The sequence below is a fragment of the Pantoea allii genome (genome assembly GCF_046529425.1).
Lineage (GTDB): Bacteria > Pseudomonadota > Gammaproteobacteria > Enterobacterales > Enterobacteriaceae > Pantoea > Pantoea allii.
In genome coordinates this window covers 199701-217894 of the sequence record NZ_CP125959.1, presented here as the reverse complement: position 1 = coordinate 217894, position 18194 = coordinate 199701, and the positions used below count along the sequence as shown (strand labels likewise).

General features: G+C 51.1%; 13 protein-coding genes. 6 read left to right on the top strand and 7 right to left on the bottom strand.

Features of this window, described 5'->3' with window-relative positions; translation table 11 throughout:
• Positions 1 to 77 precede the first annotated feature (77 nt).
• Together QNH99_RS22355 and QNH99_RS22350 are read left to right on the top strand one after the other, a co-directional pair.
• Positions 78 to 1145: an SDR family oxidoreductase gene (locus tag QNH99_RS22355; RefSeq protein WP_096011708.1), complete on the top strand. Its 1068-nt coding sequence runs from the start codon at positions 78 to 80 to the stop codon at positions 1143 to 1145.
• Positions 1146 to 1236: 91 nt separating this feature from the next.
• Positions 1237 to 1893, top strand: a complete 657-nt coding sequence (locus QNH99_RS22350) for an SDR family oxidoreductase (protein ID WP_172896970.1) — start codon at positions 1237 to 1239, stop codon at positions 1891 to 1893.
• A 50-nt stretch (positions 1894 to 1943) separates the two neighbouring features.
• Here the strand turns inward: QNH99_RS22350 and fumA are convergent, their stop codons facing one another.
• Together fumA and QNH99_RS22340 are read right to left on the bottom strand one after the other, a co-directional pair.
• A complete protein-coding gene (fumA, locus tag QNH99_RS22345; RefSeq protein WP_256852866.1) occupies positions 1944 to 3590 on the bottom strand; it encodes a class I fumarate hydratase FumA in 1647 nt (548 codons plus the stop codon).
• A 156-nt stretch (positions 3591 to 3746) separates the two neighbouring features.
• Entirely contained in the window at positions 3747 to 5255 is a 1509-nt protein-coding gene (locus QNH99_RS22340) for a DASS family sodium-coupled anion symporter (protein ID WP_063877044.1), read from the bottom strand.
• A 587-nt stretch (positions 5256 to 5842) separates the two neighbouring features.
• Between QNH99_RS22340 and QNH99_RS22335 the strand changes: the two genes are divergently transcribed.
• Both QNH99_RS22335 and QNH99_RS22330 read left to right on the top strand, forming a co-directional pair.
• Positions 5843 to 8620, top strand: a complete 2778-nt coding sequence (locus QNH99_RS22335) for a flavocytochrome c (protein ID WP_410517723.1) — start codon at positions 5843 to 5845, stop codon at positions 8618 to 8620.
• 66 nt (positions 8621 to 8686) lie between these two features.
• Positions 8687 to 9655: an FAD:protein FMN transferase gene (locus QNH99_RS22330; protein WP_063877046.1), complete on the top strand. Its 969-nt coding sequence runs from the start codon at positions 8687 to 8689 to the stop codon at positions 9653 to 9655.
• Here the strand turns inward: QNH99_RS22330 and dcuR are convergent.
• On the bottom strand, positions 9649 to 10368 hold the full coding sequence (dcuR, locus tag QNH99_RS22325) for a two-component system response regulator DcuR (protein ID WP_063877047.1): 720 nt from the start codon (positions 10366 to 10368) through the stop codon (positions 9649 to 9651). The genes QNH99_RS22330 and dcuR overlap by 7 nt on opposite strands.
• On the bottom strand, positions 10365 to 12005 hold the full coding sequence (locus QNH99_RS22320; protein ID WP_371873637.1) for a sensor histidine kinase: 1641 nt from the start codon (positions 12003 to 12005) through the stop codon (positions 10365 to 10367). Before QNH99_RS22320 ends, dcuR begins: the two co-directional genes overlap by 4 nt.
• 258 nt (positions 12006 to 12263) lie before the next feature.
• Between QNH99_RS22320 and QNH99_RS22315 the strand changes: the two genes are divergently transcribed.
• Positions 12264 to 13208, top strand: a complete 945-nt coding sequence (locus tag QNH99_RS22315) for an Rpn family recombination-promoting nuclease/putative transposase (RefSeq protein WP_410517722.1) — start codon at positions 12264 to 12266, stop codon at positions 13206 to 13208.
• A gap of 382 nt (positions 13209 to 13590) precedes the next feature.
• Positions 13591 to 15246 (top strand): malate dehydrogenase (quinone), encoded by a 1656-nt coding sequence (gene mqo, locus QNH99_RS22310; protein WP_218995544.1) that lies wholly within the window; start codon positions 13591 to 13593, stop codon positions 15244 to 15246.
• Between the two features lie 80 nt (positions 15247 to 15326).
• Here the strand turns inward: mqo and QNH99_RS22305 are convergent, their stop codons facing one another.
• The 3 genes from QNH99_RS22305 to QNH99_RS22295 all read right to left on the bottom strand — a co-directional run bounded on the left by QNH99_RS22305 (position 15327) and on the right by QNH99_RS22295 (position 18188).
• On the bottom strand, positions 15327 to 15614 hold the full coding sequence (locus QNH99_RS22305; RefSeq protein ID WP_063877050.1) for a VF530 family DNA-binding protein: 288 nt from the start codon (positions 15612 to 15614) through the stop codon (positions 15327 to 15329).
• Between the two features lie 121 nt (positions 15615 to 15735).
• A complete protein-coding gene (locus QNH99_RS22300; protein WP_410517721.1) occupies positions 15736 to 16206 on the bottom strand; it encodes a DUF1203 domain-containing protein in 471 nt (156 codons plus the stop codon).
• Positions 16207 to 16721: 515 nt separating this feature from the next.
• Positions 16722 to 18188, bottom strand: a complete 1467-nt coding sequence (locus QNH99_RS22295; RefSeq protein WP_145394326.1) for a pyridoxal phosphate-dependent decarboxylase family protein — start codon at positions 18186 to 18188, stop codon at positions 16722 to 16724.
• Positions 18189 to 18194 lie beyond the last annotated feature (6 nt).

Genomic DNA, 18194 nt, shown 5'->3' with positions numbered 1-18194 from the left:
ATGGTGTGAATTATTACCCGAAATGGGAATGAAATTCTCTATTACCCTTAGCATTACGTAAAACGAGGAGAATTAACATGCAAAAACAGGCTTTGATTGTCGGCATTAGTGGCGTGATCGGTCGGGCGTTAGCTGAAAGACTACACAATGAGGGCTGGCAGGTCAGCGGACTGTCGCGCGGCCGCGGCGCAGTGCCCGAAGGCTGCAGCAGCTTAACGGCCGATCTCACCGATCCTGAAGCCGTACGGGCGGCACTAAAAGCGATCAAACCCGATGCGGTTTTCTTCAGCGTGTGGGCACGACAGGATACGGAAAAAGAGAATATTCGTGTTAATGGCGGCATGATTCGCAACGTTATCGAAGCACTCGGCGAACGACTGCAGGGTGCCCATGTGGCGCTGGTGACGGGCCTTAAGCACTATCTGGGGCCATTTGAAGCTTACGGAAAAGGTGCCGTTCCGGTAACACCTTTCCGTGAAGAACAAGGCCGTCAGCCGGTAGACAATTTCTATTATGCGCAAGAAGACGAAGTCTTTGCTGGCGCAGACAAGTATGGCTATCGCTGGAGCGTACATCGTCCACACACCATCATTGGTTATGCGCTGGGGAATGCCATGAACATGGGGCAAACCCTCGCCGTCTATGCGACGTTGTGTAAAGAGAAAGGCTGGCCGTTTATCTTCCCTGGCTCGCCTGAGCAGTGGAATGGCGTGGTTGACATGACCGACGCTGGCCTTCTGGCGGAGCAACTCGCGTGGGCCGCGACCAGCCCCGCTGCCGCTAACCAGGATTTTAATGCGGTGAATGGTGACGTTTTCCGCTGGAACTGGATGTGGCCAAAACTGGCTGAGTATTTTGGTGTAGAGGCCGCAGATTATCCGGCGAAGATGATGCCGCTTGACGGGCGCATGCAGGAGGCCGCCAGTGTATGGCAGGAACTTGCCCAGCGCGAGAACCTGCGTGAGAAAGATATTACCCGACTGGCTTCCTGGTGGCACACCGATGCCGATCTAGGCCGCCCAATGGAAGCCTTTACTGACATGAGCAAAAGTCGCAAAGCGGGCTTCACCGGCTACCGGAGTACTCTGGACGCGTTTATTCAGCTTTTCGATAAGCTGAAGCAAGAGAAAATCATTCCGTCATAACGCCTTACAGAGCGCCTTATCCGGCGCTCATTTATCGTTGTGCTTATGTCTATACTGATTGTCTGACTGATGTGAGATAAGGAGCAGAATGATGACGACATGTTTTATTATTGGCGCAGCTGGCAAAGTCGGCTCTCATCTGACGAAGCAGCTCAGTGCTAAGCAACATGCGGTTTCTGCACTGCATCGCAAACCCGAGCAGGCCGAAGCACTTAAGTTAGCGGGTGCTGTTCCTGTGGCTGGCGACATTCAGCAACTGACTGTGGATCAACTGGCGCAAAAAATGGCACATCATGAAGTGGTGATTTTTAGCGCGGGCGCGGGTGGCGCGGGCATTGAACTGACTAATGCCATTGATGGTGAGGGCCTGGCTCTCGCCGTCGACGCAGCAGAAAAAGCCCATGTGAAGCGCTTTATGCTGGTTTCGGCCTTCCCGGATGCCGGTCGTGGTGAAAAAACCTCCGAGGGATTCGAGAACTATATGCGCGTGAAGCGACTTGCCGATGTGCGTTTAGTTGAAAGCGCGCTTGACTGGGTTATTCTTCGGCCCGGTACGTTAACCGATGTTGCGGGCACGGGCAGGGTACGTGCAGATTTAGCTATCCCTTACGGGTCGGTCCCGCGCGAGGACGTAGCCGCCACGCTGGTGGCGCTGGTCGAAACACCGCAAATTTCACACAAAATTATCGAGCTGACCGAAGGTGATGAAAGGATAAGCGACGCAATGCATCGCCTGCAGCGCGATTAAAAAAAACGGCCCCGTAACAGGGGCCGTTTCGTATTGCTGCCTGCGTAAGTTTATTTCACACAGCGCGAGCAGTGTTCACGTTCAATATGCTGGAAGAAGTCATTTCCTTTGTCATCAACCAGAATGAAGGCCGGGAAATTCTCTACCTCAATTTTCCAGATGGCTTCCATTCCCAGCTCTGCATACTCCACGCACTCCAGACTCTTGATGCTCTGTTGCGCCAGAACGGCAGCGGGTCCACCAATACTGCCAAGATAGAAACCGCCATGTTTATGACAGGCATCGGTGACCTGCTGGCTACGGTTGCCTTTTGCCAGCATGACTTTGCTGCCGCCATTGGCCTGCAGAAGGTCGACATAGGAATCCATACGGCCTGCGGTGGTTGGGCCCAGTGAACCCGACGCATAGCCTTCCGGTGTTTTTGCCGGGCCAGCATAATAGACCGGGTGATCTTTAATGTACTGCGGCAGCCCTTCGCCGTTATCAATACGTTCTTTTAATTTGGCATGTGCAATGTCGCGGGCAACAATAATGGTGCCGGTCAGAGACAAACGCGTTGAAACCGGGTATTCCGAAAGCTGAGCAAGGATTTCATTCATTGGACGGTTCAGGTCGATATGAACCACTTCGCCTTCACCCTGCTTGCGCAATGCTTCAGGGATAAAGCGTCCCGGATTGGCTTCCAGTTTTTCAATCCAGATACCGTCGCGGTTGATTTTTGCTTTGATATTGCGGTCGGCGGAACATGAAACACCCATGCCAATGGGGCAGGATGCGCCGTGGCGAGGCAAGCGGACTACGCGGATGTCATGCGCAAAATATTTGCCGCCAAACTGTGCTCCCAGCCCAAGCTGCTGCGCCGCTTCCAGTAACTCCTGCTCAAGCTGAACATCGCGGAACGCCTGACCATGCTCGTTACCTTCTGTTGGCAAGCCATCGTAGTAATGGGTCGAGGCCAGCTTTACGGTTTTCAGCGTACTTTCAGCAGAGGTGCCACCTATCACAAAGGCGATATGATAAGGAGGACAAGCCGCCGTACCCAGCGTGCGCATTTTATCAACCAGATAATTTTTCAACTTGCCCGGGCTGAGCAGCGCTTTGGTTTCCTGATACAAATACGTTTTGTTCGCGGAACCGCCGCCTTTGGCAATACAAAGGAATTTGTATTCATCACCGTCCACGCTGTACAGGTCAATCTGCGCCGGAAGGTTGGTGCCGGTATTCACTTCTTTGTACATATCCAGCGCGGCGTTTTGCGAGTAACGCAGGTTATCTTCGATATAGGTATTGTAGATACCTTGTGACAGCGCCGCCTCATCACCCCCGCCGGTCCAGACTCGCTGGCCTTTTTTCCCCATAATGATGGCCGTGCCCGTGTCCTGACAGGTGGGCAATACACCTTTAGCCGCAATCTCTGAATTGCGTAAAAACTGCAGCGCAACGTACTTATCGTTATCGCTGGCTTCAGGATCGGCCAGAATTGACGCAACCTGCTGCTGGTGGGCGGGGCGCAACATAAAAGAGGCATCATGAAATGCCTGTTGTGCCAACAGGGTCAATGCCTGTGGGTCCACTTTTAAGATGGACTGGCCGTCAAACTCAGCAACGGAAACATAATCAGGGCTGAGCAGATAGTATTCGGTGTCCTCGTGGGTAAGAGGAAAGGGGTTCTGATAAAAAAAAGGTTTGTTCGACATAGTATCTCACTTAATGACGTGCTGGCTCCATTAAGGCAGGCTGACAGGAGCAACATCAAAGGCGAATGAGTTGTTTATTATGCTTGCCAGCCTTTAACACAGGCTGGCAAGTGTTGGCATGTTATCTTATGACGCGTCGAATTGCATTTGGCACCATCAGAACATCCACACCATCCAGGGATAGGCGATTAGCATCATAGCAATCAGGAAGATAGCGCCAAAGATGGTACCCAACCGCCAGTAATCCTTCGTTGGTAAGTAGCCGCTGCCGTAATAAATGGGGCTTGGGCCAGTACCGTAAGGTGTGATGATGCCCATGACACCCAGCGAAGTACACAGCATCAGGCAGAACACCGGCATATTGATACCTGGAATTGAGGCCGCAATGGTCAACATGGCAGGCAGCAACGCGGTAGTGTGCGCGGTGGTACTGGCAAACAGATAGTGCAAGAGGAAGAAGGCAATCAGCAGTACCACAGCGGATATTTGTGGGTCGTACCCTTGCAGCAACATTCCCCCTTCTTTGCCCAGCCAGGCGATAAAGCCTACACGGGCTAAACCATCAGCCAGGGCAACCAGCGTGGCAAACCAGGCAAAGGTGTTCCAGGCGGCTTTATTGCTGGTGATGTCATTCCAGTTGAGAACGCCGGTCCACAGCATCAGGATAATGACCAGCAGGGCTGCCATCGCCGGTTCGATCCAGGCGGTGGCAAAAATCCACATCAGCAGCGCACAGACCACAAACACCAGTAACAGAATTTCATTGCGGGTCAGCTTACCCAGTTTTTCCAGCTCAGCGATGGCCCAGCGAGGCACTTCATCATTCACTTTCACTTCCGGCGGGTAGAACCAGTACGCCAGCAGCGGCATCGTCAGAATCAGCAGCAGACCCAGTGGCAGAAAGGCAAGGAACCACATTCCCCATGAAATATCAAAACCAATAACGCTTTTGACTAACGCAAGGGCGAGCAGGTTGGGAGCCAGAGCAGACAGAAACATAGAGCTGGTGATACAGGCGGCAGTGATAGCAACCCACATCAGATAAGATCCAATTTTACGCGCACTGGGATCATTGGGTTTTGAACCATACAGCGGTGGCAGGTTAGCTATGATGGGATAAATGGTGCCGCCACTGCGCGCCGTATTAGACGGGGTGAAAGGGGCCAGCAGTAAGTCAGCGAAGGTAATGGCATAGCCCAGGGTTAAACTCCGGCGGCCCAGATATTTCACCAGAATCAGTGCCAGACGTCGACCAAACTGGGTTTTGTCATAGCCGGCGGCAAACATAAATGCGCCGAAAATCAGCCACACCGTTGAGTTACCAAAGCCACTCACTGCCCATTTGAATGACTCGGTGGCCAGCTTAAATTTGGGATTGGCCAGCTCTGCCGGGCTAAAAAGTAGAAACTGACTGAACAGGGCAATGACGACCACCCCGGTCAGGCCAATTACTGCGCCGGGTAACGGTTCAAAAATCAGCCCGACGATAACGCCAACGAAGATAGCAAAGAAGTGCCATGCATAAGGCTCAAGACCTGATGGCACGGGAACAAGTAATAAAAGCACGGCTACCACAATCGGTAGAATTAACATCAGCGCTTTATTTTTGCCCGCAGCTGCAGGGGCTGCTTTTGGGGGCTCTTTGACGTTTGAGAGTGTTTTCATAGTATTTTTCTACGTGTTAAGGATAATTCGATCTGCGTCCCGGCTATTCATCAATACTTGCCTTTTTATTCTTGTTTATGCGAATAAACCGTGATGCTTTATATTTTTTAAGCGTTTCCACGAGTGCGATGCAGAAACTTTAAGAGGTCATGTCGATATGATGCGATTTATTCCAAATAAAATATTGATCCAGATCAAGTAAGTTAAATTATATTTTTAATTTTTTAACAATCATATTTTTTATAACGTATAAATAGATTAAATATATTAATTAATAAAGTTTTTTGGCGTTTTTTTGAATGATGGCTAACAAAAATACTTTTTTAATATGTTGTTTTTATTGGTTATTTTTTAATTTTATGCTTTCAATTGATTTTAGTTAACTATTGGTTAACAATAAATATACATTACGATTTCGTTTTTCGCAAATAGCCAGGCAGAAATATTTAAAAGTTAAATAATTAAAATTATAGCTTATGAAACTAAAATAATTGGTATATTAGTGTCATGACATCGGACCACTTAATTATTAATAAAATAGCGTCCGCAAAAAATTCCCAGCTTTTGAAATTTTGGAGTTAATCGCAATGAATACACTCACCCCCATTCTCAATCCCATTACTTTGCCGCGGGGCGCGGTTTTAAAAAATCGCCTGATAATGGCACCGATGACAACCTGTACGGGATTTTATGACGGAACCGTCACCAGTGAACTGGTTGAATATTATCGTGCCCGTGCTGGCAGTATCGGAACGGTCATCGTTGAATGCTGCTTTATCGATCCGCATGGCCCCGCGTTTCCAGGTGCCATTGCTATCGACAGTGATAACAAAATACCGGGTTTAAAGAGAATCGCTGACGCCATCAAGCAAGAAGGATCGACGGCGATTTTACAGATCTATCATGGTGGTCGCATGGTTGAGCCTGAGCTTATAGGCGGTAAAACGCCTGTTGCTCCAAGCGCGATTGCCGCACCGCGGGAAGGCGCAACGACACCACGTGCATTAACGGCTGAGGAAGTCGAAACCATGATCACCAAGTTTGGTGATGCCGTTAACCGCGCCATCAAAGCCGGTTTTGATGGTGTGGAAATCCATGGTGCAAATACCTATCTGATTCAGCAGTTTTACTCCCCCAATTCAAACCAACGCGAGGATAAGTGGGGCGGCAGCCGCGATAACCGTGCCCGGTTTCCCTTAGAAGTCCTGGAAATCACCCATAAAATGGCCGCGCGATTTGCGCATAACGGATTTATTATCGGCTATCGCTTTTCCCCTGAAGAAATTGAAGTTCCGGGTATCCGCTTTGAGGATACCCTGTACTTACTGGAAAAGCTGGCGGCACGCGGGCTGGATTATGTTCACTTTTCCGTTGGACAGCTCATGCGCCCGTCAATCGTAGATACCCGCGATCCGACGCCGCTCATTGAAAAGTTCGTCGCCATGCGCTCCGCAACCCTGGCAAAAGTGCCGGTGATTGGTGTTGGCGGCGTGATAAACAAAGAAGATGCAGAGAAAGCGCTGGAAAAAGGCTACGACCTGGTTGCGATCGGGAAAGCCTGTATCGCTTATCCAGACTGGACAGACCGCATCATCAATAATGAGCACCTCGAACTCTATATCGACAGTAACAAACGTGAAGCGTTACTGATCCCTGAGCCGCTGTGGCGCTTCTCGCTGGTTGACGCGATGATTCGTGACATGAGCGAAACCGGACGTAAATACAAAGCCGGGGTTTATCAGGAGAAAGTGGAGGCCGAGGCGCTGAAGCTGAAAATCAACGTCACGCTGGATACCGACCGTATTACGGATATTTCTCTGGTGCCGGACGATACGCTCGACGTCGACTTCACCACCACGTTTGAAAGCCTGCGTAATCGTATTTTGGTGGCTAACAGCCCGCACGTGGATGCTATCACCGGTGCGACAACGCAGAGTGAGGCGCTGAAAAAAGCGGTTTCACGTGCGATGACCACATCAAACAAAGCCCATGTGATTGAGGAGGGAGGCAATCCGAACGCGCCGCAGCAGTATGATGTCGTGGTCGTGGGAAGTGGTGGTGCCGGGCTGGCTGCGGCTATTCAGGCTCATGATGAAGGCGCCAAAGTGGTTGTCATTGAAAAAATGCCCACTATCGGTGGCAACACCATTAAAGCGTCTGTCGGAATGAACGCGGCTGAAACGCGCTTTCAGAAACTAAAAGGGATTGAAGACAGTAAAGAACTGTTTTATGAAGAAACCCTCAAGGGCGGCAAATTTAAAAATAACCCAACTCTGTTGCGCGAATTTGTGGATTTGGCGCGCGAGGCGATTGACTGGCTGGCTGATCACGGTATTGAACTGAATGACATTACCATCACCGGTGGCATGAGTATTGACCGTACACACCGCCCTGCCGACCGCTCAGCGGTAGGGGGCTTCCTGATCAGTGGGCTGGTGAAAAATATCAATAACCGCAACATCGATGTGTTGCTGGAAACTGCCGTAGAGGAAATCCTGTTTGAAAATGGGGCTGTCAGCGGTGTGAAAGTGGTGGACGAATACAACGACAGCCGCATCCTCAACGCGAAAAGTGTCATCGTAGCAACGGGCGGTTTCAGCGCTAACCGGGAAATGGTGGTCAAATACCGTCCTGAGCTGGATGGCTTTGTTACCACTAACCATAAAGGTGCCACCGGCGCGGGCATCGCAATGTTGCAAAAAATCGGCGCAGATACCGTGGACATGGGTGAAATTCAGATTCACCCAACGGTTGAACAGACAACGTCCTATCTGGTTTCCGAGTCCATTCGTGGCGGTGGGGCCATTCTGGTCAGCCAGGCGGGACAGCGTTTCTGTAATGAAATGGAAACCCGCGATAAAGTCTCGGCACAGATTATTGCGCTGCCAGAGAAAAGCGCCTGGATTGTGTTTGACGAGCAGGTCCGTATGAATAACAAAGCGGCTGATGAGTATATTGCCAAAGGTTTTGTCATCAGTGCTCCCACCGTCGGTGAACTGGCAGTGAAACTGAATATGGAGCATCAGACGCTGGAAGACACATTGCAACGCTACAACGGGTTTGTTGTGCAACAGAAAGACGTCGATTTTGACCGACAGACGGCGCTGCGCCATCCGTTGAATGAAGGGCCTTTCCATGCCATTCGTATCGCCCCTGGCGTTCACCATACGATGGGCGGTGTCACCATCGATACCACCACGGCGGTGCTTGACAGTGAAAAACAGGCCATCAACGGTGCCTGGGCGTGCGGTGAAGTCGTCGGCGGTATTCACGGCGCAAACCGTATCGGCGGTAACGCCGTTGCGGATATCATCATCTTCGGTATTCTGGCCGGCGCAAACGCAGCGGCTTTTGCCAAACGTTAAGCCGTGACATCCGGCATCTGCCAGCACGCAGATGCCGGTTTTATTTCATTCAGGGCCGTGTCGCTTATGCAAACCGATTCGCAAGTTTATGCTTATTCTGCCGTCCTGATGGGATCGCCCATTCTGCTTAAGCTGTTTGATCATAACGAAAAGCTTGCCGCTCAGGCTTTCAGGTTAATTAAACAGTATGAGAATCTGCTGACGGTTAACCGGGTGCACTCCGAAGTGATGGCTGTTAACCATGCTGCAGGTCTGCATCCTGTGAGCGTCAGTCAACCCGTCTTTGATTTGATTCAGCGCGCATTAACGGTCAGCCTGTTGCCAGGCAGCAGTTTTAATCTGGCGATTGGTCCGCTGGTAAAATGTTGGAAGATTGGCTTTCAGGGCGACAGCGTTCCTGCGCGGAAGACCTTGCTGGCGACGTTGCCCTTAACCGATCCGGAGAACGTCGAGCTTGATGCTGACAGCCGGGCAGTCTTTCTGAAAAAAGCGGGGATGGAGATTGATTTAGGCGCGATCGCCAAAGGCTACATCGCCGATCGGGTGCAGGCATTTTTGCAGCAGCAGGGTGTGGACAGTGCCCTGATTAACCTTGGCGGCAACGTGCAGACGTTGGGCGCACCACGCGATGCGCCGCAGCAAGGATGGGCTATCGGTCTGAAAACTCCATTTGCAGCGCAGGATGCACTGATTGGCGTCATTCATGTGGTTAACAAATCAGTAGTGACGTCCGGCATCTATGAGCGGTACTTCGAACGGGACGGCGTCTGTTACCACCATATTCTTGACCGGCATACCGGCTATCCGCTGGATAATGAACTGCTTAGCGTGACCATTATTTCGGACCAGTCAATCGATGGTGATATTTTCACCACGCTGATTTATGGCATGGGCGTTGTAAAGGGCATCGACTATCTGAAAACCTTTCCTGACATTGAAGCCATCTTTGTGACGCGCGACAAGCAGGTCATTTGTTCGTCACAACGCCACTTCAGCTTCACCTTACTGGATAATAGCTATCAGCTTCATCACTGACAGTACTGGCGTAAAAGCGCGTGGTACTCAGGTTGCAGACGATAGCGATAAACCGGTCGACCCGTTACACCATAATGGATGCTGGTAAATAAAATATTGCTCTGAGCCAGCCAAATCAAATACTTACGACAGGATACGCGCGATATATTCACCTCGGTTGCCAGCTCATCGGTCGAGAACTCTGTACCGGGATGCGCATCAATCCATAAACAGAGGGTGCGCAGTGTCTGCGGCGTCAGCCCTTTTGGCAGACGTTTTGTCTCGTTGGCATTGGCCTGATTACCGTGCAACAGCTGATCGACATCGGCTTGCTGATAAAACTGATGATTATCCATCAATCGTTTTTTCTGGCGCCAGCCGGTCAGGGCTTCTTCGAAGCGCGAAAACTGAAACGGTTTAATCAGATAATCGACGACACCATAATTCAGAGACGTTTTGATCGTCGCCGCATCGGCAGCAGAAGAGATGATAATGACGTCAATCGGGCGACCTGCACTACGCAGCTCGGGTAACAGGTCCAGTCCGTTTTCCTGCTGCATATAAATATCCAGCAAAATAAGATCAACGGCCGGATCTGTCTTTAACAGTCGCTCTTTGGCTTGCAGTAAGGTGGACGCAGTGCCACAGCAGGTAAAACCGTCAATCTGCCCGATATAGCATCGGTTCAGCTCGGCCACCATGGCATCATCGTCTACAACTAACACATTGATCATTCGTTAATATTTCCTCTTTCCCACGGAAGCTGAACCAGGAACTGGGTGTACACGCCCGGCTCGGATTCAACGCTGACGTTACCGCCCAGGCTTTCCGTTTGTTGCTTGAGTAAAAACAGTCCAACGCCACGATCTTCACCTTTGGTAGAGACGCCGCGTTCGAAAATAGCGGCTATCTGATCGGCAGGAATCCCGGGGCCGTCGTCGCTGACCTCACATGACAGCCAGCCGTTTTGATAATGCAGCATGACATGGATTTCCCCTTCCACTTCCGGATCAAGCGCTTCAAGCGCGTTTTCAATCAGATTCCCCAGCACCGTGATTAATGCGGCGACTTGCTGCTCACTGCCGTTGTCGGGCAGATAGCTGGCTTCGCTCAGGATCAACTGATGGCCTTCATCGGTCACGCGGTTAATTTTGCTCAGCAGGAAGCCCGCAATGACAGGCGACTTAATCTTCTGCAGCAGCGAGCCAATCTCTGTCTGATAGTTATTGGCCGTTTTAAGAATGTACTCTTCCATCTGCGCATAGTTTTTCATATGCAGCAGCCCAAGGATCACATGGAGTTTGTTCATGAACTCATGGGAGCGTTCCCGCAGTGCATCGACATAGTTTACCATGCCATCAAGACGCTGCATCAGCTGACTGATTTCTGTTTTATCCCTGAAGGTACTTACCGCGCCGATAATGCTGTCGCGGCTCCGCACCGGCACGGTGTTACTGATCAGTATTTTGCCCCGTACGTTCAGTTCTTCGTCATACGAGGCCTTGCCATCATGCAATGCTTCGCGCAGGTGGGCCAGCATTTGTGCGTTTTCCGGCACGCGGTCGCCGCTCAGAAAGGCTTCGCGGGTGGTTTCTTTTAACAGCTGCTGAGCGGCCTGGTTGATAAGGCTGACGCGGGATTGATCGTCAACGGCAATCACGCCCTCTTTGATGGAATCGAGAATAGCCTGACGCTGTTCAAACAAGCTGGAGATCTCATAAGGTTCTAATCCCAGTAAGATGCGCTTCAGGCGTTTCACTAAGATTAAAATGCCGAGCATGCCAACCAGGCCACCAAACAGTACCGTCCAGAGGATATTCCAGCGGCTTTTGGCGATCTGCGCCGCGACATCGTTAACAGAAATCCCTATCGCCACCACACCAATTTGCTGATGCGCTTGATTAAAAACAGGCGTGAAGACTCTGAGTGCTTCAACCAGTACGCCATGATTGACCGCGACATTTTCCCTGCCACGCAGCGCCGGATTGATATCGTCCCCGACAAAGTGCTGATTAACCACTTCAGGGTTTGGGTGAGAAAAACGAATGCCGCGCATATCGGTTACCACGACGAACAGCAAATCGTTACGTTTACGCGTTGCCTGCGCAATGGGCTGGATGATAGCGCTGCCGTCAGGCCGGGTCAGCGCCTGCTGAATCTCAGGGCTGTCAGCCAGGGTCCGTGCCACTGCCAACGCTTTATCTTTCACATGCGAGCGTGTGAAATTATCGATTTGAATGTAGTAAAGCAGATGGACGCTGAGTAATACGGTCATCAGCACGGCTGCCATCATCAGTGACGATAATGTGCTGAGCTTCATCGGGCGCTTTTTTGACGAACGGTGTGGCCGGGATACATTCATAGTGTGCATCAGAAGTGTTAAGGGTCGCGGTGCAACATACGCGAAGTCGTGGCACCAGTACAGTTTGAGCCTGACATCCGGCAAATTAAGCCGGTTAGCGTGCTTTCAACCGCGTATGTCTGGCATGATGACGAGCAACGCTTGTGGCTCATACTGACAGCATGGCAGGTAAATCAGCGCGTGCTGTGCAAAATGTCTGTGTGAATGACAAATTCGGTTTCGCGCCCATTCCCTTTACGCCAGGTTGCGATTTCAGAGTCAGGAAAGATGAAGAAAAAAAACACGACGCCCACGCCTCACGATGCGACCTTCCGACAGTTTCTTACACAGCCAGAGATTGCGCGGGATTTTATGGAATTGCACCTGCCTGCGGAATTACGGGCGGTTTGCGACCTCAGCACGTTAAAACTCGAATCAGGATCATTCGTTGAAGATGACCTACGCCAATATTTCAGTGACGTGTTGTACAGCCTGAAAACCACCCATGGCGACGATGGCTACGTCCATGTGCTGATCGAACATCAGTCCTCATCTGATAAGCACATGGCATTCAGATTGCTGCGTTACGCTGTGGCCGCGATGCAGCGCCACCTTGAAGCCGGCCATAAAACATTACCGCTGGTGATTCCGGTCTTGTTCTATACCGGTAAACGTAGCCCGTATCCTTATTCCACGCGCTGGCTGGATGAGTTTTCCGTTCCAGTGCTGGCCAGCAGGCTATACGGCGAGGCGTTCCCGCTGGTGGATGTCACCATTATTCCTGACGAGGAGATTGCTGAGCACCGCAGTATGGCGGCACTAACCCTGCTGCAGAAGCATATTCACCAGCGTGATTTAGCGGAGTTGGTGGATAAGCTGGTCCCAGTATTGCTGGCGGGCTATCTTTCTTCATCACAGGTCATATCGCTGATACACTACATTGTGCAGGCGGGCGAAACCGCCGATGCTGAAGCGTTGGTAAGAGAACTGGCACATCGCGTGCCGCAACACGGAGATGCACTGATGACCATTGCACAACAGCTTGAACAAAAAGGGATTGAAAAAGGCATGGAAAAAGGCATCCAGCTGGGTCGCGAAGAAGGCCGCTGTGAAGGGGAACGCGAAGCGACACTGAAAATTGCCCGCACAATGCTGCAAAGCGGCCTTGATCGTGAGACGGTAATGAAAATGACCGGGCTGAACGAAGACGACCTCGCGCTGATCCGTCACTAAGCGGTGCCCGTAGCGGCAGGCTATTGCCAGACAATGTAAATAGCCATTCGGCGTTTATTCGCGAACAGTTGTAAAAGCCCTTCAGGCTCCGCTACGCTCGCCTGCCAGGCTAATAGTGACGCAGAGTAAGGCCGGATCTGCTCTTATCATTGTTTCTTAGCCTCACACAGAATATTTGTGTTAAGGCATTGAATATTGCGAAACGCCCGTTTATTGTGTGGTTAAAATATATCGATAACAAAGTTAACCTTTTGTAACTAAATTAACTACACCATCCTGCCTTTTAATTTTTTAACTATTTTCATATTAACTACGCAATAACAATATTTTAAAATTTCGGGACTTTTTTTAACCAGTTCTCCACAAAAATCGTAGATCCCGAATGATTAAATCAACTAAATTTGTACCTGCATTGTCGCTTGCAGCGTTACTCGTTTCTTCAGTTACCCACGCTGAAAATTCACCAGAAAAAACAGATGTCCTGCTGATTGGCGGCGGTATCATGAGCGCCTCTCTGGGCACGCTGCTGGAAGAGCTGCAGCCTGGCTGGAAACAGATCATGGTCGAGAAGCTTGATGGTGTTGCGCTGGAATCCTCTAATGGCTGGAATAATGCCGGCACCGGCCACTCTGCCAACATGGAGCTGAACTACACGCCCGAGCGTGCAGACGGTTCTATCGACGTGACCAAAGCACTGGAAATCAATGAAGCATTCATGATTTCTCGCCAGTTCTGGAGTTCTCAGGTTAAAGATGGCGTGTTAAATAACCCGCGCTCGTTCATTAACTCAACGCCGCATATGAGCTTCGTCTGGGGTGATAACGTTGATTACCTGACCAAACGCTATGCTGCGCTGCAGAAAACTGTGCTGTTCCAGGGCATGAAATTCTCAACCGATCACAAGCAGATTGAACAGTGGGCACCGCTGGTCATGGAAGGGCGCGATCCACAACAAAAAGTGGCAGCAACCTGGACGCCAGTGGGAACCGATGTTAACTACGGTGAAATTACCCGTCAGTTAATTGGTAGCCTGAAGAAGAACGATAATTTCCGTCTGGAAACCTCTTCAGAAGTGACCGATTTCAAACGTAACGGTGATAATTCCTGGCACGTTACCATCAAAGACGCCAAAAACGGCGGCGAACGTACTGTCGACGCGAAATATGTGTTTATTGGTGCAGGTGGTGGTGCGCTTAAGCTGCTGCAAAAAACCGGTATTCCGGAAGCCGACAACTATGCAGGTTTCCCGGTCGGGGGCTCTTTCCTGGTCACAGAGAACACTGCCATTGCCGATCGCCATTTAGCGAAAGTCTATGGCCAGGCGTCGGTAGGTGCACCACCGATGTCGGTTCCGCATCTGGATACCCGCTATCTTGATGGTAAACGTGTAGTGTTGTTTGGACCTTTTGCAACGTTCTCAACCAAGTTCCTGAAAAATGGTTCGCTGTTTGATTTACTGAGCACTACGACCACCAGCAACGTTATGCCGATGACGCACGTGGGCATGGATAACTTCGACCTGGTGAAATACCTGATCGGTCAGGTTATGCTGAGCGATGATGACCGTTTCGCCGCGCTGAAAGAGTACTATCCTGACGCGAAGAAAGAAGACTGGAAACTGATTCAGGCCGGTCAGCGCGTACAGATCATCAAGAAAGATGCGGAGAAAGGCGGCGTGCTGAAACTGGGTACGGAAATCGTGACCGATCAGCAGAAAACCGTTGCCGCCTTGTTGGGCGCATCGCCTGGCGCGTCGACCGCCGCGCCCATCGCGATCAATGTGATGCAGAAACTGTTCCCTGAACAATTCAAGTCAGCAGAATGGCAGGAAAAAATCCGTAAAATCGTTCCTGCCTATGGTCAGAAACTTAACGACAATCCTGCGCTCACGCAGCAGGTTTGGGATGAAACAGCAGCAACGCTGCAGCTGACCAAGCCACCGGTTATTCAGATGGGAAATCAGCCAACTGAAGCGCCTGCCGCTAACAGCGAAAAAGCACCTGCTCCAGCCTCGGCTAAGCACGATATGGCGCTGTAATGCTGTAATTGAGAAAAAACGAAGCCCGCGTCATTGATGACGCGGGCTTTTTTTACGTCTAAACAATGCGGTAAAAATTATCAGGTTTTATCGCCGCGCCAGTTAGCCCAGGGATCATCAGTGGCTGGGGGCGCAGAATCCGGCTCAGATTCACTCAATGAAGCCAGATAGAGCGCTTCCACTTCGGCACGCGCCCAGGGCGTTCGGCGCAAAAACTTCAGGCTGGACTTTACGCTGGGATCGCTTTTAAAACAGTTAATATTGATACGCTTGCTCAGTTCAGGCCAGCCATACTGTTCGACCAGGCTGTTGACCTGCATTTCAAGCGTAATGCCATGCAGGGGATCTTTAGAGGCGTGAACGTTCATCGTCTTTCCGCTTAATGCTGTCAAACCTTGATCCTGCGGGATGGCGTTGCATGGCGCAAGTGTTTACTGAACATAAACCCTGCTTGCCCTGAAGATCTGCTGCACGGATGCGGTAAAGAGGTTACGTAATGCGCTCAACCAGACAGGAATAACATCCCTGTTTTGCATTGTGCACCTGGATATAACAGACCGCCGGGTTGGCAAAAAAACGCATTATCATCTCGTCTGCGGCGCTTCCTTCACAGACGTCTGCTTGTGTCAGATAATCATGCGCATCAAAACCCCGTAACGAAAGCAGCCGGTGCGTCATGACCGCAGGTATTTCATCTGTGTAAATTCCCTGCTGGGTCCAGTTTTCCCAAAGATAGATCGCATGAGAACCAAAATAGGGCGTTTGGGCGGGCTGATAGAGATGATTAATCAGTAGCGCGGTTTCGCCTGCCGGGATATCGCGCAGGGAAATTCTGTCGGGATAGCCAGGATGACTATCGACCTTTTTTCTTATCACCCCATGTTGTTTTAAATAGCCTTCATCCTGTCCATAAAGATGGATAAAGGGATCGGCTTTCAGGCCTGAGATTCGGTATTTCATTTCATCCTCCGCTAATTAACAGACGGACAGTATCCTTTGTTGGTCGGAAGTACTCGCTGTTTTCGGCCACAGAGATCGCTGCGTGAAGTGGTTAGAGGATGGCGTTTTTTCGCAGTGCTATAACGTGCTTCCTGCGTTAACAGAACTGTTTCAGGTGCGTTTCAGAGATGATTGACGTCAGCGATGGTGAGCATTGACCTGGCGCGTTTTTCCCGATGGCAGGGCCTGGAAAGGAATACACATTATCGGCATCTTGCTGGCTCTTCGCTTTGAAAAAGACCGAGGGGAAGACGGTTTACCCTGCAGGACGTCCATGAGGGCTGCAATGCAGGATGAGCGTGTTGTCTCCTGAGCACACAGCAGACGACGCCACGGTTGTCAGCCAGTAAAATGGAACAGGTACCAGGGGAAATGCCACTTTAATATCGGCGACAGTTGGTAAGGCGATAATGGCAGTAGGCAGGTCTGGCAGAAAGCAACCGTCCGGTGACACTGTCACCGGATGGTTATCGCACTTAGCGCAATGACTCGGCGGTTTTCTCCAGCAGCGCCAGCAGGACAGTGATATCCTCCAGCGTGACCGTTGGATTCAACAACGTCATTTTCAAACAGGTCACACCGTTGTGCTCGGTTACGCCAACGTTGGCGCGACCCGATTCCAGCAACGCATCACCAATACGCTGATTGAACAGGGCAACGTCTGCATCGCTCCAGCCCGTTAGCGGCTGTGGACGATAACGGAACAGGACGCTCGCCAGCTGTGGTTTCATTACCAACTCCAGCGCATCTTGCTGTTCAATAAACTGAGCGACCTGCTGTGCCAGGGTTACGCCATGATCGATAATCTCGGCATACTGTTTCTGGCCGAGGGCTTCCAGCCCCATCCACAGTTTCAACGCATCGAAACGGCGGGTGGTCTGCAACGATTTTGAGACCAGATTTGGCACGCCCTGCGCTTCATCAAACTCAGAGTTCAGGTACGCAGCCTGATAGCGCATCAACTCGTAGTGACGGGCTTCTTTTAACAGGAACGCCCCGCAGCTGATGGTCTGGAAAAACTGTTTGTGGAAGTCCAGCGTCACGGAATCCACCAGGTCCAGGCCATCCAGATAATGACGATATTTCTCTGACAGCAGCAGCGCGCCGCCCCAGGCCGCGTCAACGTGCACCCAGATTTGTTGTTCTGCGGCCAGTTTGACGATATCACGCAGCGGATCGATGGCACCGGCATCGGTGGTGCCTGCCGTCGCGACAATGGCCAGCACCTGTTCGTTGTTGGCCCTGGCCTGTGCCAGTTTCTCCGCCAGATCGGTCATGTCCATGCGTGCAAACGCATCGCATTTCACCAACGTCACGGACTGGTAGCCTAAGCCGAGCAGCGCCATGTTCTTTTGCACTGAGAAGTGGGCATTCTCTGAACAAAAGACTTTGATCTTTCTGAGATCGCCAGTCAGACCGTCCTGCTGTACAGAATGACCCTGACGGGCAAAGAACGCGTCACGCGCCAGCATCAAACCCATCAGATTGCTTTGGGTTCCGCCGCTGGTGAACACGCCGGCATCGCCCGCCTGATAGCCAACCTGGGAACGCAGCCATTCGATCAGCTTCATTTCAATGAGGGTGGCAGAGGGTGCCTGATCCCACGAATCCATACTCTGGTTCGTGGCGTTAATCAGCACTTCAGCCGCCTGGCTAATCACCAGACTAGGGCAATGCAAATGCGCAACACACTGCGGATGATGCACCGACAGGCTGTCTTTCAGGAAATACTCAATCGCGCGTTCGATGGCGACCTGGTTGCCCAGGCCCTCTGGATTAAAGTCCAGCTTGATGCGTTCGCGCAGTTCTGCAACCGTTTTACCCTGATACATCTCAGGCTGTTCCAGCCACTTAACGACTGCCGCACTGCTTTGTGCGATAGCCTGCTGGTAAGCCTCAGTGCTTTGCACTGAGGACGCCAGAATTGGATTTGACCGTGACATCGACTT

Excerpts from the sequence above, each read along its gene's own strand:
- QNH99_RS22355 (WP_096011708.1), top strand. The coding sequence starts at position 78 with ATGCAAAAACAGGCTTTGATTGTCGGCATTAGTGGCGTGATCGGTCGG.
- QNH99_RS22305 (WP_063877050.1), bottom strand. The coding sequence starts at position 15,614 with ATGAACGTTCACGCCTCTAAAGATCCCCTGCATGGCATTACGCTTGAA.
- QNH99_RS22350 (WP_172896970.1), top strand. The coding sequence starts at position 1,237 with ATGACGACATGTTTTATTATTGGCGCAGCTGGCAAAGTCGGCTCTCAT.
- mqo (WP_218995544.1), top strand. The coding sequence starts at position 13,591 with ATGATTAAATCAACTAAATTTGTACCTGCATTGTCGCTTGCAGCGTTA.
- QNH99_RS22300 (WP_410517721.1), bottom strand. The coding sequence starts at position 16,206 with ATGAAATACCGAATCTCAGGCCTGAAAGCCGATCCCTTTATCCATCTT.
- QNH99_RS22330 (WP_063877046.1), top strand. The coding sequence starts at position 8,687 with ATGCAAACCGATTCGCAAGTTTATGCTTATTCTGCCGTCCTGATGGGA.
- QNH99_RS22335 (WP_410517723.1), top strand. The coding sequence starts at position 5,843 with ATGAATACACTCACCCCCATTCTCAATCCCATTACTTTGCCGCGGGGC.
- dcuR (WP_063877047.1), bottom strand. The coding sequence starts at position 10,368 with ATGATCAATGTGTTAGTTGTAGACGATGATGCCATGGTGGCCGAGCTG.
- QNH99_RS22315 (WP_410517722.1), top strand. The coding sequence starts at position 12,264 with ATGAAGAAAAAAAACACGACGCCCACGCCTCACGATGCGACCTTCCGA.
- QNH99_RS22340 (WP_063877044.1), bottom strand. The coding sequence starts at position 5,255 with ATGAAAACACTCTCAAACGTCAAAGAGCCCCCAAAAGCAGCCCCTGCA.
- QNH99_RS22320 (WP_371873637.1), bottom strand. The coding sequence starts at position 12,005 with ATGCACACTATGAATGTATCCCGGCCACACCGTTCGTCAAAAAAGCGC.
- fumA (WP_256852866.1), bottom strand. The coding sequence starts at position 3,590 with ATGTCGAACAAACCTTTTTTTTATCAGAACCCCTTTCCTCTTACCCAC.
- QNH99_RS22295 (WP_145394326.1), bottom strand. The coding sequence starts at position 18,188 with ATGTCACGGTCAAATCCAATTCTGGCGTCCTCAGTGCAAAGCACTGAG.